Raw genomic sequence first — 13,573 nt, forward strand, 5'->3', positions numbered from 1 at the left:
TCGCCGGCGCCGCGGATCATGCAGGCGGCAGCTTGAACAGGCGCCGCGCGTTCTCGCTGGTGCGCGCGGCGATCTCCTCCACCGTTTGCCCGCGCAGGCCGGCGATGGCCGCGGCCACGGCGGGCAACCGCGCCGGTTCGTTGCGCTGGCCGCGGATGGCGGCATCGGGCTGGTCGGGCGCGTCGGTTTCCAGCAGCAGGAACTCCAGCGGCATGGTCGCCACCAGCGTGCGCAGGCGGTTGGCGCGCGGGTAGGTGAGCGGTCCGCCCAGGCCGATCAGGAAGCCCAGGTCCCACAGCTGCCGCGCCTGTTCCGGGCTGCCCGAGAAGCTGTGGACGACCCCGCGCAGGCCGCCCACGCGGCGCAGGGTGTGGATCACTTCCTCGGTGGCACGGCGGGCATGCACGATCACCGGCAGCCCGGCCTCCCGCGCCAACTGCAGCTGCGCGTGGAAGTACTGGCGCTGGGTGTCGGCGTCCAGGCCTTCGACGAAGAAGTCGAGCCCGCACTCGCCGATGGCACAGGGCGCCTCGCGCTCCACCCAGGCGCGCAGCGCATCCAGATGCGGCGGGCGATGCTCGGCCAAGAACATCGGGTGCAGGCCGTAGGCCGGATGCAGCGCGGGGTTGGCGGCGCAGGCCTGGCGCAACCCGGGCCAGCCCGCCGCGGTGACCGCCGGTACCACCATCGCCGCCACGCCGGCGGCACCGGCGCGCGCCAGCACCGCGTCACGGTCGCCATCGAACGCCGGGGCGTCCAGGTGGCAATGGCTGTCCACCAACTGCATGGTTCAGCGCTTGCGCGGCAGCGCGGGCGGCTCGACGGCGGCAACCGGATCCTTGCGCCGCTTCCAGTTGGCCAGCAGCAGGGTGCCCAGGCCGAACAGGATCTCGTCGATGAAGGGCACCGGGTCAGGCAGCAGCAGGCTCAGCACGAACAGGCCGGCCGTGATCTTGAACAGGGTCGGGTAGCGCAACTTGCGCGCCCATTCCATGAAGGGCAGCAGCAGGGGACTGGACATGGGGGATCCTTGGCGGCGGACGGGGACGGCAGGTGCAATATTGCGACAGCCGGCCGGCATTTCACGAGCGGGCGGGTCCGTGCGATGCCTTCGTTCAGGTTTATCGTGCTGGAATTGCGCGCAGGTCAACAGGCGGACGACCCGCTGGGAGCAGACGATGAAGAGCAACACGACTACTGTTCTGGTGGCTGCCGGTGCCCTGCTGGTGGGAGGCATCGCCACGGCGGCGTTCATGAGTACCCGTGACAAGGCCGTACCGCTGGCGCCGGGCCAGGCGCCGGTACTGGACAACACCCCGCTGGCCGACGACGCCGCGGCCGGCAACGCGCTGGCGCCGCAGCAGGGCATGCTGGAGTACGCCGACGTACTCAAGGTCGAGCCGGTGACCCGCAGCGAACCGGCCTACGCCACGGTCATCGGCAGCGAGCCGGTCCGCGAAACCTCCACCACCACAGTGCCGCGCGAGGTGTGCGAGGACGTGGTGGTGCAGGAGCGCCTGCCCGAGCGCGATGGCAACGTCGGCGGCACCGTGGCCGGCGCGGTCATCGGCGGCCTGCTGGGCAACCAGGTGGGCAAGGGCGACGGGCGCAAGGCGGCGACCGCGGCCGGCGCCGTGGCCGGTGGCGTGATCGGCAACCAGATCGACAAGCGCCATGTCGGCGGCCGCGTGGTGCAGCGTACCGAGCGCCAGTGCCATACCGAGCAGACCGCGTCGGAATCGTCGCGGGTCACCGGCTACAACGTCACCTACCGCAAGGCCGACGGCAGCACCGGCAGCATGCGCATGGACAAGCAGCCGGGCAGCCGCATCGCCCTGGGCAATGCCAGCCGCACCGTCGGCTATGACGTCACCTACCGTTTCAACGGCCAGGAAAAGAAGGTGCGGATGGATGACAAGCCGGCCAGCGACCGCCTGCCGGTGATCGACGGCCAGGTGGTGACGCAGACCGCCGCGGTGGATGCCGCGGCCGCCCGCCGCTGAGTTCCCCGCGGGAAGGCGTCCGCTTCCCACAACCGTACGCTTCAGGCAGCGCCCCGCATCGGGGCGCTGTTTTCATCTGCCATCCGCGGCGGCAATTCGGCGGCGGCAACAGCGGCGGCGCAGAGCACGGCGGGGCGGCGAGAAGCAGTAAAAAAAACAGGCCCCGGTTTCCCGGGGCCTGTCATGGATCAAGCGGTCGCCCGGCGGGCGCGGCTCAGGAGGCGGCCTTGCTCTTGGCCAGCCGCAGCCAGGTATCGACCACGGTGTCCGGGTTCAGCGACACCGACTCGATGCCTTCCTGCATCAGCCATTCGGCCAGGTCCGGATGGTCGGACGGGCCCTGGCCGCAGATGCCGACATACTTGCCCTTGGCGCGTGCGGCCTTGATCGCCATCGACAGCAGCTTCTTGACCGCCGGGTTCCGCTCGTCGAACAGGTGGGCGACGATGGAGGAATCGCGGTCCAGGCCGAGCGACAGCTGGGTCAGGTCGTTGGAGCCGATCGAGAAGCCGTCGAAGATCTCCAGGAACTCATCGGCGAGCAGTGCGTTGGACGGCACCTCGCACATCATGATGATCTTCAGCCCGTTCTCGCCCTGCTTCAGGCCGTTCTGCGCCAGGACCTCGACCACCTTGCGGCCTTCCTCCAGGGTGCGCACGAACGGGATCATCACCCACAGGTTGTCCAAGCCCATTTCGTTGCGCACGCGCAGCACGGCCTGGCACTCCAGGGCGAACGCGGCCGAGAAGCTCGGGTCGACATAGCGGCTGGCGCCGCGGAAGCCGATCATCGGGTTCTCTTCATGCGGCTCGTAGTTGCTGCCGCCGATCAGGTTGGCGTACTCGTTGGACTTGAAGTCCGACAGGCGCACGATCACCGGGTTCGGCGCGACCGAGGCGGTGAGGGTGGCGATGCCCTCGGCCAGGCGATCCACGTAGAAGCTCACCGGGTCCTTGTAGCCGGCGATCTTCTCGTCGATCTTGTTCTTCGTTGCCTCGTCCTGGCGGTCGTATTCGAGCAGCGCGTTCGGGTGCACGCCGATGTGGCTGGCGATGATCATTTCCAGGCGGGCCAGGCCGATGCCGGCGTTCGGCAGCTGGCCGAAATCGAAGGCGCGTTCCGGGTTGGCCACGTTCATCATGATCTTCAGCGGCGCCGGCGGCATGTTGCCCAGGTCGGTGGTCGCGCGCTCGAAGCCCAGCTTGCCCTCGTAGATGAAGCCGGTATCGCCCTCGGCGCAGCTGACGGTGACCAGCTGGCCGTCCTCGATCACCTGGGTGGCGTTGCCCGAGCCGACCACGGCCGGCACGCCCAGCTCGCGGGCGATGATCGCCGCGTGGCAGGTGCGGCCACCGCGGTTGGTGACGATGGCCGAGGCGCGCTTCATCACCGGCTCCCAGTCGGGGTCGGTCATGTCGGCGATCAGCACGTCGCCGGGCTGCACGCGGTTCATGTCGTCCAGGGTCTTGACCACGCGCGCCACGCCGGCACCGATCTTGGCGCCGACCGCACGGCCTTCGGCCAGTACCTTGCCGCCCTTCTCGGTCAGCGCGAAGCGCTCGATCTGGGTGGCGTGGCTGCGCGATTTCACCGTTTCCGGGCGTGCCTGCACGATGAACAGCTTGCCGCTGACCCCGTCCTTGGCCCACTCGATGTCCATCGGGCGGCCATAGTGCTTCTCGATGGTCAGTGCCTGCCGGGCCAGCTCGTGCACGTCTTCGTCGCTGATGGAGAAGGTGTTGCGCAGCGCGGCCGGGGTGTCCTCGACCTTGACCCGCTCGCCGGGGACGTCCGAATACACCATGCGGATCGCCTTGCTGCCGAGCGCGCGGCGCAGGATCGCCGGCTTGCCGGCCTGCAGCGTGGGCTTGTAAACGTAGAACTCGTCGGGGTTGACCGCGCCCTGCACGACCATCTCGCCCAGGCCGAACGAGGAGGTGACGAACACCACGTCGCGGAAGCCGGACTCGGTGTCCAGGGTGAACAGCACGCCGGAGGAACCCACGCCCGAGCGCACCATCAGCTGCACGCCGGCGGACAGGAACACGTCCTCGTGCTTGAAGCCGTGGTGCACGCGGTAGGCGATGGCGCGGTCGTTGTACAGCGAGGCGAACACTTCCTTGACCTTGCGCACGACGTCGTCGGCGCCGGTGACGTTGAGGAAGGTTTCCTGCTGGCCGGCGAAGGAGGCATCGGGCAGGTCTTCGGCGGTGGCCGACGAGCGCACCGCCACGGCCACCTCGCCGCCGCCATTGTCGGCGCACAGGCGGGCGTAGGCGTCGCGGATGTCCTTGTCCAGCGCCGGCTGCAGCGGGGCGTCGATCACCCAGCCGCGGATCTCGCCGCCAGCGGCGGTCAGGGCGTTCACGTCCTCGACGTCGAGCGTGGCCAGGCGGTCGAAAATGCGCTTGGACAGGTCGTTGTGGGCGATGAAATCCTTGAACGCCTCGGCCGTGGTGGCGTAGCCGCCCGGCACCGAGACTCCCAGGCCGGCAAGGTTGCCGATCATCTCGCCGAGCGAGGAATTCTTGCCCCCCACGCGGGCCAGGTCGGCCAGGCGCAGTTCATGCAACCACAGGATGTTCTCGTTCAAGCGCGATGCTCCGTTGAGGCCATCGCCCGAGGCGGGCTGGTATGGCCACGTCCGTAGGAAGAAGCCAATATGATGCAGTGCACACCTAAGCGGCACAAGCTTGTGACATTACTTTGTCTTGTGCTTGTCTTTCCCGGGACAGCGGCGGGTCATCCGCCGCCCCCCGTGCCATCCCCCCTCCAAAGGAGTCCTGCATGACGGCGATCCGGCCGGTGTTCTATGTCTCGGACGGTACCGGCATCACCGCCGAAACCGTGGGCCACAGCCTGTTGACCCAGTTCTCCGGCTTCAGTTTCGTGACCGATCGCATGTCGTTCGTCGACGATGTGGACAAGGCGCACGAGGCCGCGCGCCGCATCCGTGCCGCCGGCGAGCGCTACCAGGTGCGCCCGATCGTGGTCAGCTCCTGCGTGGACTCGGCGCTGGGGCGGATCCTGGAGGAGAGCGGGGCGCTGGTGCTGGACGTGTTCGCGCCGTTCATCGGCCCCCTGGAGCAGGAGTTGGAGTCGACCCGGCATTCCAGGATCGGCCAGGCCCACGGCATGGTGGATTTCGACACCTACCACCGCCGCATCAATGCGATGAACTTCGCGCTGAGCCATGACGACGGCATCGCGGTGAACTACGACGAGGCCGACGTGGTGCTGGTGGCCGTGTCGCGCGCGGGCAAGACGCCGACCTGCATCTATCTGGCGCTGCACTATGGCATCCGCGCGGCCAACTATCCGTTGACCGAGGAGGACCTGGAAAGCGACCGCCTGCCGCCGCGCCTGCGACCCTACCGCAACAAGCTGTTCGGGCTGACCATCGACCCCGAGCGGCTGCAGCAGATCCGCCAGGAACGGCGGCCCAACTCCCGCTATGCCAGTGCCGAGGTCTGCCGGCGCGAGGTGGCCGCGGCCGAAACCATGTTCAGGATGGAACGCATCCCGACCCTGAGCACCACCCATACCTCGATCGAGGAGATCTCCAGCAAGGTGCTGGGCACGCTGGGGCTGCAGCGGGAGATGTTCTGAACCCGGGGCGCATGCCGCGGCCGGGGCGCCGTGTAGGATCGGCGCATGAACCAGGCTCTTTCCCGCGTCGATCGCATTCCCCGGCTGGGCCGCCTCGGCTGGCTGATGGGGCTGTACGCGGAAAACTACCAGCACCTGATGCGGCTGTTCGCGCCGGACCGCCTGCACCCGGGGCGTTACGCCTCGTCCATCGGCGACGGCCTGGACCTGTACCTGGACGTGATCGAGTGCCACCGCTACACGGTCGAACTGCGCATGACCTACGGCATCCTCGATCCGCTGACCGGCGAGCCCGATCCATCGGCCTACGTGCGCCTGTACCGGGATGCGCGGCAGGTGGAGACCACACACTGCTATGTCGGGCGGCGCTGGCAGGACGTCATGGGCATGTACCCGCCCGCGGACGAACTGGTCAGCCACCGCCTGCGCATGAACACGTTCCTCGGCAAGTGGCTGGAGTACCTGGCAGAACGCGGCCATGGCGTGGCCACGCTGCGCCGCCTCGACGAGGCCGGCGTGCTGGTCTAGGCCCGGCGCGGCCGTCGTGCCGCGGGGCGATCGGTCATACTGCGGGTTTTCGCCGCGCGCTCCGAGTCCGATGCCCTATACCCCGATTCTCGCCACCCTGGGTTACGTGTTGTCCAAGGACGGCACCCAGGCCCTGATGATCCATCGCAACACCCGTCCCGGCGACATGCACCTGGGCAAGTACAACGGACTGGGCGGCAAGATGGAGCCGCAGGAGGACGCGCTGGCCTGCATGCACCGCGAGATCCGCGAGGAAGCCGGGATCGAATGCGGCACCACCCGCCTGCGCGGCACGCTCAGCTGGCCGGGCTTCGGCAAGCAGGGCGAGGACTGGTTCGCGTTCGTGTTCGTGATCGATGACTGGACCGGTACCCCGTTGCAGTCCAACCCCGAAGGCACGCTGGAGTGGGTGCCGGTGGACCAGCTCGAATCGTTGCCGCTGTGGGAAGGTGACCGCCATTTCCTGCCGCTGGTGTTCGACGCCGATCCGCGGCCGTTCCATGGAGTGATGCCGTATCGCGACGGGCGCATGCAGTCGTGGAGCTATACGCGGCTGTAAGCCGCCGCCGCTCACCTTGGCTCACCTGGCCGCACCGGCGCCGTGCGCATCCGACATGGCCGTATTCACGGCAATCGCGCTAGGCTGACGCCGCCATGATCCGGAAACCCGACATGAAACGCCATTTCTCGATGCTGCGCGAGTTCCGGCTCGCGGACTGGTTCACCCTGGGCAACGCCTTCTGCGGCACCGGCGCGGTGTTCGCGGCGATGCGCTTCCTGCAGGACGGCCAGCGCGGTTTCCTGCTGTTCGGCATGGCGCTGATCCCGCTGGCGTTCGTGTTCGACGCGCTCGACGGCCGCATCGCCCGCTGGCGGCAATCGTCCTCCACCCTGGGGCGCGAACTGGATTCGCTGGCCGACGTGATCTCCTTCGGCGTCGCACCCGCCGCGCTGGCCTACGCCTGCGGCATGCAGGGCGGCTGGGACTGGCTGGTGCTGAGCTACTTCGTCTGCTGCGGCGTCAGCCGGCTGGCGCGCTACAACGTCACCGCCGAGGAAATCGCCGGCGACTCGGACAAGGTCCCGTACTTCGAGGGAACCCCCATTCCCACCAGCCTGGCGCTGGTGATCCTGCTGGCGGTGGCAGCGCATTTCGGCGCGATCGGCGCCAGCCTGTGGGGCGGCGTCTGGCAGCTGGGACCGTGGCAGCTGCATCCGCTGGTCCTGCTGTTCGCACTGTCGGGCTCGCTGATGATCAGCAAGACCCTGCATATTCCCAAACCCTGACCGCGGCGACGCGGCCGCGTTGCTATCATCGCCGCGACAACGGCGGAGCAGGGCAAGGGCAGTGGCCGACGACAACGACAGCACGGGGTTCGACGCCGGCCTGAAGCGCGCCTGGGAGGCATGGCAGCAGGCCGTGGGCCGGGGCGGCGCAGGCGCCGCCGAGTCCTTTCCCTGGCAGGAGGGCATCGCGCAGTGGGCGCGGCTGGTCGGCACCGGCGCCACGCCACAGGTGCATGAACTCGGCGCGCGCTTCCAGCAGCAGGCCGGCGACTGGCTGGGCACGATGCAGCAGGTCGCGGCGCGTTTCGCCGGCCGCGACAGCAGCGCCGCCGAAGTCGCTGGCGCCTGGCGCGACGCCGTCGAGGGCCAGGGCGACGCCATGATCCGCTGGATGCTCGATGCGGCCCGCGGTGGCAACGCGCTGGGCGACCAGCCCTGGATACGCGATTTCGTCCACGCGCTGCAGGCCGGTCATGGCGAGGACGGTTGGCTGAACGCCCCGGCGTTCGGTCCCGCGCGCGAACACCAGGCGCGCTGGCAGGCCCTGCTGCGTGCGCAGCAGGAACACCAGGCCCGCATGCAGGCCTATGTCGGCTCCATCCGCGGGGTGCTGGACGACGCCTTCCACCGCTTCGAGGCCAAGCTGGCCGAACACGAGGCGCCGGGCAGCCAGCTCACCAGCGCCCGCGCGATGTTCGACCTGTGGATCGACGCCGCCGAAGAGGCCTACGCCACGGTTGCCATGTCCGAGGATTTCCAGCGCATCTATGCCGATCTGGCCAACACCCAGATGCGCCTGCGCGCCGCCACCCAGCACGAGCTGGAGCGCGCCTGCGAGCTGATGGGGGTACCCACGCGTACCGAGATGGATGCGGCCCATCGCCGCATCGCCGAACTGGAGCGCTGGATGCGGCGCATGGCTGCCGGCAATGCCGCGGCCGCCCCGCCGTCGGCGCCCGCGACGCCCCGGGCCAGGGCGAAGTCCGCGCGCAGCGCCGGCACCGCGCCGCAGGACCGGCCCGCGGCAACCAAGGCCAGGAAAACCAGCAAGCCGGCCGCACCCGGCAGTGCCGGCGCACCCAGCAGTGCGTCCCGCCCGGCCAGGTCGCGGCGTGGAGGCGGGCCATGAAGGGGCCGCTCGGGTTCGGCATGGACGACCTGCTGCAGGAAACGCTGCAGCTGCAGCAGAAGCTGGCCGACGGGCTGAAGCTGTTGCCGGGCGTGGAGGACGTCGACTATGGCGTCACCGAACGCCAGCCGGTGTGGCGCGACGGCAAGGTCACGCTGTACCGCTTTGTCGGTGGCGCGGCGCCGTCCGGGCAGCGGCCGCCACTGCTGATCGTCTACGCGCTGGTCAACCGGCCGTACATGGTGGACCTGCAGGATGGCCGCTCGCTGGTGCAGAAACTGCTCGCCGCCGGCCAGGATGTGTACGTGCTGGACTGGGGCTACCCGGACCGTTCCGAGCGGTTCCTCACCCTGGAGGACTACCTGCTGCGTTTCCTCGATGGCGCCGTCGACCACCTGCAGGCGCAGCACGGCGGCCCGCCCAACCTGCTGGGCATCTGCCAGGGCGGGGTGTTCTCGCTGTGTTACGCCGCGCTGCGTCCGCACAAGGTGCGCAACCTGGTCACCATGGTCACCCCGGTGGATTTCCACACGCCCGACAACATGCTCTCGCACTGGGCGCGGCACGTCGACGTGGACCTGTTCGTCGATACGCTGGGCAACATCCCGGCCGACCTGATGAACGCCAGCTACCTGATGCTCAAGCCGTTCCGGCTCAACGTGCAGAAGTACGTGGGGCTGGTGGACATCCTGGACGACCGGCAGGCGCTGGAGGATTTCCTGCGCATGGAGAAATGGATCTTCGACTCGCCCGACCTGGCCGGCGAGGCGTTCCGCGAGTTCGTCAAGCAGTTCTACCAGGGCAATGGCCTGATGCATGGCGGCATCCACATCGGCGCCGAGGCGGTGGACCTGGAAAAGCTGCGGATGCCGGTGCTCAACATCTACGCCGAACAGGACCACCTGGTGCCGCCGGCGGCGTCGCGGGCACTGCGCGGACGCACCGGCAGCAGCGACTACACCGAAGTGGGCTTCCGGGGTGGCCATATCGGCATCTACGTGTCGGCGCGGGCACAGCGCGAAGTGCCCGCCGCCATCCACGACTGGCTGAGCGCGCGGACATGAGCCACGGCCCGCTGCTGGCGGTGTTGCTGGGGCTGGGACTGGCGGCGGTTCCCGCTACCCTGCCGGCCGCGCCGGACGCCACCGCCCGGCAGGAGATCGACGGGCTGATGCAGGCGCTGGCCAGTTCCGGATGCCGCTTCCAGCGCAATGGTAGCTGGCACGATGCCGGCGAGGCGCGCAGCCACCTGCAGCGCAAGTACGATTACCTGCTCAAGCGTGGCCTGGCCGACACCGCCGAGCAGTTCATCGAGCGTGCCGCCAGCCGCAGCAGCCTCAGCGGCAAGCCCTACCGGGTGGCCTGTCCCGGCCACGCCGAGCAGGACGCCGCGCCTTGGTTCCGGCAGCAGTTGCTGCGGCTGCGCGGCGGTTGACGGTTCCAATGCATCTTCCAGGCGGCGCGGCCGCGGGCAGGCACGGGCGCGTGGCGGCATGGGCCCTGCGCCTGGCATGCGCGCTGGGCGCGCTGTGGACGGCGCCCAACACCCTGTTCGGCCTGGTGGCGGGCCTGGCGGGCATGCCGGCCGGAGCGCGGCCGCGCTGGAACCGCCGCGACTGCGCGCTGGTATTCCACCGCTGGCCGTGGGGCCCGGGCGGCGCGATCACGCTGGGCATGGTGATCCTGCACACCGGCGACAGCCTGGACGTGGCCTGCGCGACCTACGAGCACCGTGCGGGCCGCTGCCTGCATCCGCCGGTGCGGCTCGGCGACCATGAGCGCGCGCATGTGTTCCAGTACATGGTGCTGGGGCCGCTGTTCCTGCCGGTCTACCTGGCCTGCGGCGGGGTCAGCGTGCGCAACCCGTTCGAACGCGCCGCCGACCGCTATGCGCTGCAGGGGCGCGGCTGGTGGCCGCGCCTGCGATGAGCGGTGGCCGGCGCCTGTCTTCGGCATGCAACCGGCGCGTCATGGCGCATCAACTTTTTTTGTACATCCTGGTAACGCCCGCCCACCTAGAGTGGGCCCGTTACAGACGCAACAGGAGTACCGGTCACCATGGCAGTCGTTCTTTATATCGGTGGCAGCAAGGATGGCGAGAAGGGCGTGGTGCCCTATGGCTTCAGCAAGACCCGCAGGGATACCGAGGCAGGCCCCGAGATCTACGTGGAACGGGTGATGGACGTCAGCGGCCGCGGCCGCATGCGGGTGATGGTGCTGGAAAGCCTGCGCGACGATATCGCGTTCCAGCGCCTGAGCCGGCACCTCGGCTAGCCGCCGGTCGCCGCGCCGCGAAGCAATCCCGGGCCGGGCTGTCAATGGCTTTCCCCTCCCGGGACGCGCTGCCAGAATGCGGGCTTCCCCAGTAGCGGTAGCCCCCTGGAATCCATGCAAGACAGCAAGCTCGCGCAGCAGATCGCGCAGACCATCGCCGACGAGATCGGCGCCCAGCCCGCGCAGGCCAAGGCCGCCATCGCGCTGCTCGACGAAGGTGCCAGCGTCCCGTTCATCGCCCGCTACCGCAAGGAAGTCACCGGCGGCCTGGACGACACCCAGCTGCGCAACCTGGAAGTGCGCCTGACCTACCTGCGCGAGCTGGAAGACCGCCGTGCCGCGGTGCTGGCCAGCATCGCGGAACAGGGCAAGCTGAGCGACGAACTGCGCAACGAGATCCTGGCCGCCGACACCAAGTCGCGGCTGGAGGACCTGTACCTGCCGTACAAGCCCAAGCGCCGCACCCGCGCGCAGATCGCCCGTGAGGCCGGGCTGGAACCGCTGGCCGACGGCCTGCTCGCCGACCCGACCCGCGATCCCCAGGCCTTTGCCGCCGGCTTCGTGGATGCCGGAAAGGGCGTGGCCGATGCCAAGGCCGCGCTGGAAGGCGCCCGCGCGATCCTGATGGAGCGCTGGGGCGAGGATGCGGCACTGGTGGGTGAGCTGCGGCAGTGGCTGGGCGAGGTCGGGGTGATCCGTGCCCGCGTCGCCGAAGGCAAGGAAACCGAAGGCGCCAAGTACCGCGATTACTTCGAGCATGCCGAGCCGTTGGCGAAGATTCCCTCGCACCGGCTGCTGGCGCTGTTCCGCGCGCGCCGCGAGGAAATCCTGTTCCTGGAACTGGACCCGGGCAGCGACGCCGACGCCGGCCACCAGTACGCCGAGGGCCGGGTGGCGCGCAGTGCCGGCGTCGCCGACCAGGGCCGTGCCGCGGACCGCTGGCTGCTGGATGCGTGCCGCCTGACCTGGCGCGCCAAGCTGCACATGCACCTGTTGCTGGACCTGTTCAACCAGGCCCGCGAAAAGGCCGAGGCCGAGGCCATCGCCGTATTCGGCGACAACCTCAAGGACCTGCTGCTGGCCGCGCCGGCCGGCCCCAAGACCGTGCTGGGGCTGGACCCGGGCATCCGCACCGGCTGCAAGGTCGCCGTGGTCGACGCCACCGGCAAGCTGCTCGCCACCGAAACCATCTATCCGCACGAACCCCGGCGCCAGTGGGAGCAGTCGCTGCAGACGCTCCGCCACCTGTGCGTCAAGTACAACGTCGAGCTGATCGCCATCGGCAACGGTACCGCCAGCCGCGAGACCGACAAGCTCGCCGGCGAGGTCATCAAGGCCTGCGACAACCCGAAGCTGCAGAAGGTGGTGGTCAGCGAGGCCGGCGCTTCGGTGTATTCGGCCTCCGAGTTCGCTGCGCGTGAGTTTCCCGATCTGGACGTGTCGCTGCGCGGCGCGGTGTCGATCGCGCGGCGGCTGCAGGATCCGCTGGCCGAACTGGTCAAGATCGAGCCCAAGGCGATCGGCGTCGGCCAGTACCAGCATGACGTGGACCAGTTCCGCCTGGCCCGGGCGCTGGACGCGCGCGTCGAGGACTGCGTCAACGCGGTGGGCGTGTTCGTCAACACCGCCTCGGCCGCGCTGTTGTCGCGGGTGTCGGGGTTGTCGTCGACGGTGGCCGAGAACATCGTCCGCCATCGCGACGAGAACGGCCCGTTCCGGCGCCGTCGCGACCTGCTGAAAGTGCCGCGCCTGGGCGACAAGACCTTCGAACAGTGCGCCGGCTTCCTGCGCATCGCCGATGGCGACGAGCCGCTGGACGCCTCGGCCGTGCATCCCGAGGCCTACCCGGTGGTCGAGCGCATCGTCGCCGCGGCGCAGCGGCCGATCAAGGCGCTGCTCGGCGACGGCAGCTTCCTGCGCGGGCTCAAGGCCGAGCAGTTCACCGACGAGACCTTCGGCGTGCCGACCGTGCGCGACATCCTGAAGGAACTGGAGAAGCCCGGCCGCGACCCGCGCCCCGAGTTCAAGGCGGCGCGCTTCGCCGACGGCGTGGAAGACATCAAGGACCTGCGCGAGGGCATGGTGCTGGAGGGCGTGGTCAGCAACGTGGCCGCCTTCGGCGCGTTCGTCGACATCGGCGTGCACCAGGACGGGCTGATCCACATCTCCGCGCTGTCGGATACTTTCGTCAAGGATCCGCGCGACGTGGTCAAGGCCGGCGATATCGTCAAGGTGAAGGTGCTGGAGGTCGATGTCGCCCGCAAGCGCATCGCATTGACCCGTCGCCTGGACGACAGCCCGGCCCCGGCCCGGCGCCCGGACAGGGGAGCGGACCAGGGGCGGGGCAGGGCACGGCCGGGCGCCGCGAGGGGGGGCGTGGTGCGCCCGCGCGGGGGCGCGTCCCGGCAGCGCCGCGCCACCGGCCAACAACGCATTGGCCGAGGCGTTCGCGCGCGCGCGTCGCGGTTGATGCGGCGCTGATCGCGCCCATGGCGGAGGGCCTGTCGCCCGGCCTTCCGCCATGCACCCGCGCCAGGGCCAGGGACGCAAAAAAGCCAGGCATCGCTGCCTGGCTTTTTGCTGTGCTGGTGCCGAAGGTGGGACTCGAACCCACACGCTTTTAAGGGCGGCGGATTTTGAGTCCGCTGCGTCTACCGATTCCGCCACTTCGGCTGGCAGGGGCGCAAGTATAACGGAGGGCCTCCGGGTTGGGCAGGTCCGGGCGGCTGTTTTCGCAAAGTGG

Annotated in this window: 13 protein-coding genes, 1 tRNA gene and 1 pseudogene; 11 read left to right on the top strand and 4 right to left on the bottom strand. The window is 69.3% G+C overall.

Annotated elements, in window-relative coordinates; genetic code table 11:
- Window positions 1-16: 16 nt before the first annotated feature.
- A complete protein-coding gene (locus B1L07_07810; GenBank protein ID AUZ55008.1) occupies window positions 17-787 on the bottom strand; it encodes a DNAase in 771 nt (256 codons plus the stop codon).
- A 3-nt stretch (window positions 788-790) separates the two neighbouring features.
- A complete protein-coding gene (locus B1L07_07815; protein AUZ55009.1) occupies window positions 791-1,021 on the bottom strand; it encodes a hypothetical protein in 231 nt (76 codons plus the stop codon).
- A 157-nt stretch (window positions 1,022-1,178) separates the two neighbouring features.
- On the opposite strand from B1L07_07815, the gene B1L07_07820 reads away from it, so the two are divergent.
- Window positions 1,179-2,003, top strand: coding sequence for a hypothetical protein (locus B1L07_07820; protein AUZ55010.1), 825 nt, complete (start codon window positions 1,179-1,181; stop codon window positions 2,001-2,003).
- A 214-nt stretch (window positions 2,004-2,217) separates the two neighbouring features.
- Here B1L07_07820 and B1L07_07825 read toward each other — a convergent pair whose 3' ends face one another.
- Entirely contained in the window at window positions 2,218-4,596 is a 2,379-nt protein-coding gene (locus B1L07_07825) for a phosphoenolpyruvate synthase (protein ID AUZ55011.1), read from the bottom strand.
- 194 nt (window positions 4,597-4,790) lie between these two features.
- On the opposite strand from B1L07_07825, the gene B1L07_07830 reads away from it, so the two are divergent.
- From B1L07_07830 to B1L07_07875, 10 genes and pseudogenes are all read left to right on the top strand, one after another.
- Window positions 4,791-5,612: a phosphoenolpyruvate synthase regulatory protein gene (locus B1L07_07830; GenBank protein AUZ55012.1), complete on the top strand. Its 822-nt coding sequence runs from the start codon at window positions 4,791-4,793 to the stop codon at window positions 5,610-5,612.
- A 45-nt stretch (window positions 5,613-5,657) separates the two neighbouring features.
- Entirely contained in the window at window positions 5,658-6,140 is a 483-nt protein-coding gene (locus tag B1L07_07835) for a hypothetical protein (protein ID AUZ55013.1), read from the top strand.
- 70 nt (window positions 6,141-6,210) lie between these two features.
- Window positions 6,211-6,699, top strand: coding sequence for a 7,8-dihydro-8-oxoguanine triphosphatase (locus tag B1L07_07840; GenBank protein ID AUZ55014.1), 489 nt, complete (start codon window positions 6,211-6,213; stop codon window positions 6,697-6,699).
- 113 nt (window positions 6,700-6,812) lie between these two features.
- The gene (locus B1L07_07845; GenBank protein AUZ55015.1) at window positions 6,813-7,427 is read left to right on the top strand and encodes a CDP-diacylglycerol--serine O-phosphatidyltransferase; all 615 of its coding nucleotides are present in this window, start codon (window positions 6,813-6,815) and stop codon (window positions 7,425-7,427) included.
- A 61-nt stretch (window positions 7,428-7,488) separates the two neighbouring features.
- Window positions 7,489-8,556: a hypothetical protein gene (locus B1L07_07850; protein ID AUZ55016.1), complete on the top strand. Its 1,068-nt coding sequence runs from the start codon at window positions 7,489-7,491 to the stop codon at window positions 8,554-8,556.
- Complete coding sequence (locus B1L07_07855) at window positions 8,553-9,620, top strand: class III poly(R)-hydroxyalkanoic acid synthase subunit PhaC (protein ID AUZ55017.1); 1,068 nt, start codon at window positions 8,553-8,555, stop codon at window positions 9,618-9,620. Before B1L07_07850 ends, B1L07_07855 begins: the two co-directional genes overlap by 4 nt.
- On the top strand, window positions 9,617-9,991 hold the full coding sequence (locus tag B1L07_07860) for a hypothetical protein (protein ID AUZ55018.1): 375 nt from the start codon (window positions 9,617-9,619) through the stop codon (window positions 9,989-9,991). The genes B1L07_07855 and B1L07_07860 overlap by 4 nt, the downstream gene beginning before the upstream one ends.
- Before the next feature lie 8 nt (window positions 9,992-9,999).
- Window positions 10,000-10,485 (top strand): hypothetical protein, encoded by a 486-nt coding sequence (locus B1L07_07865; GenBank protein AUZ55019.1) that lies wholly within the window; start codon window positions 10,000-10,002, stop codon window positions 10,483-10,485.
- A gap of 129 nt (window positions 10,486-10,614) precedes the next feature.
- Window positions 10,615-10,830, top strand: a complete 216-nt coding sequence (locus B1L07_07870; protein AUZ55020.1) for a hypothetical protein — start codon at window positions 10,615-10,617, stop codon at window positions 10,828-10,830.
- Window positions 10,831-10,944: 114 nt separating this feature from the next.
- Window positions 10,945-13,300: pseudogene (locus B1L07_07875) on the top strand (RNA-binding transcriptional accessory protein).
- A 116-nt stretch (window positions 13,301-13,416) separates the two neighbouring features.
- Here the strand turns inward: B1L07_07875 and B1L07_07880 are convergent.
- Window positions 13,417-13,503: transfer RNA gene (locus B1L07_07880), tRNA-Leu, on the bottom strand.
- Window positions 13,504-13,573 lie beyond the last annotated feature (70 nt).

This window comes from Stenotrophomonas acidaminiphila, assembly GCA_002951995.1.
In the GTDB taxonomy this organism is placed as follows: Bacteria; Pseudomonadota; Gammaproteobacteria; order Xanthomonadales; family Xanthomonadaceae; genus Stenotrophomonas; species Stenotrophomonas acidaminiphila_A.

Excerpts from the sequence above, each read along its gene's own strand:
- B1L07_07810 (AUZ55008.1), bottom strand. The coding sequence starts at position 787 with ATGCAGTTGGTGGACAGCCATTGCCACCTGGACGCCCCGGCGTTCGAT.
- B1L07_07815 (AUZ55009.1), bottom strand. The coding sequence starts at position 1,021 with ATGTCCAGTCCCCTGCTGCTGCCCTTCATGGAATGGGCGCGCAAGTTG.
- B1L07_07820 (AUZ55010.1), top strand. The coding sequence starts at position 1,179 with ATGAAGAGCAACACGACTACTGTTCTGGTGGCTGCCGGTGCCCTGCTG.
- B1L07_07830 (AUZ55012.1), top strand. The coding sequence starts at position 4,791 with ATGACGGCGATCCGGCCGGTGTTCTATGTCTCGGACGGTACCGGCATC.
- B1L07_07835 (AUZ55013.1), top strand. The coding sequence starts at position 5,658 with ATGAACCAGGCTCTTTCCCGCGTCGATCGCATTCCCCGGCTGGGCCGC.
- B1L07_07840 (AUZ55014.1), top strand. The coding sequence starts at position 6,211 with ATGCCCTATACCCCGATTCTCGCCACCCTGGGTTACGTGTTGTCCAAG.
- B1L07_07845 (AUZ55015.1), top strand. The coding sequence starts at position 6,813 with ATGAAACGCCATTTCTCGATGCTGCGCGAGTTCCGGCTCGCGGACTGG.
- B1L07_07855 (AUZ55017.1), top strand. The coding sequence starts at position 8,553 with ATGAAGGGGCCGCTCGGGTTCGGCATGGACGACCTGCTGCAGGAAACG.
- B1L07_07860 (AUZ55018.1), top strand. The coding sequence starts at position 9,617 with ATGAGCCACGGCCCGCTGCTGGCGGTGTTGCTGGGGCTGGGACTGGCG.
- B1L07_07865 (AUZ55019.1), top strand. The coding sequence starts at position 10,000 with ATGCATCTTCCAGGCGGCGCGGCCGCGGGCAGGCACGGGCGCGTGGCG.
- B1L07_07870 (AUZ55020.1), top strand. The coding sequence starts at position 10,615 with ATGGCAGTCGTTCTTTATATCGGTGGCAGCAAGGATGGCGAGAAGGGC.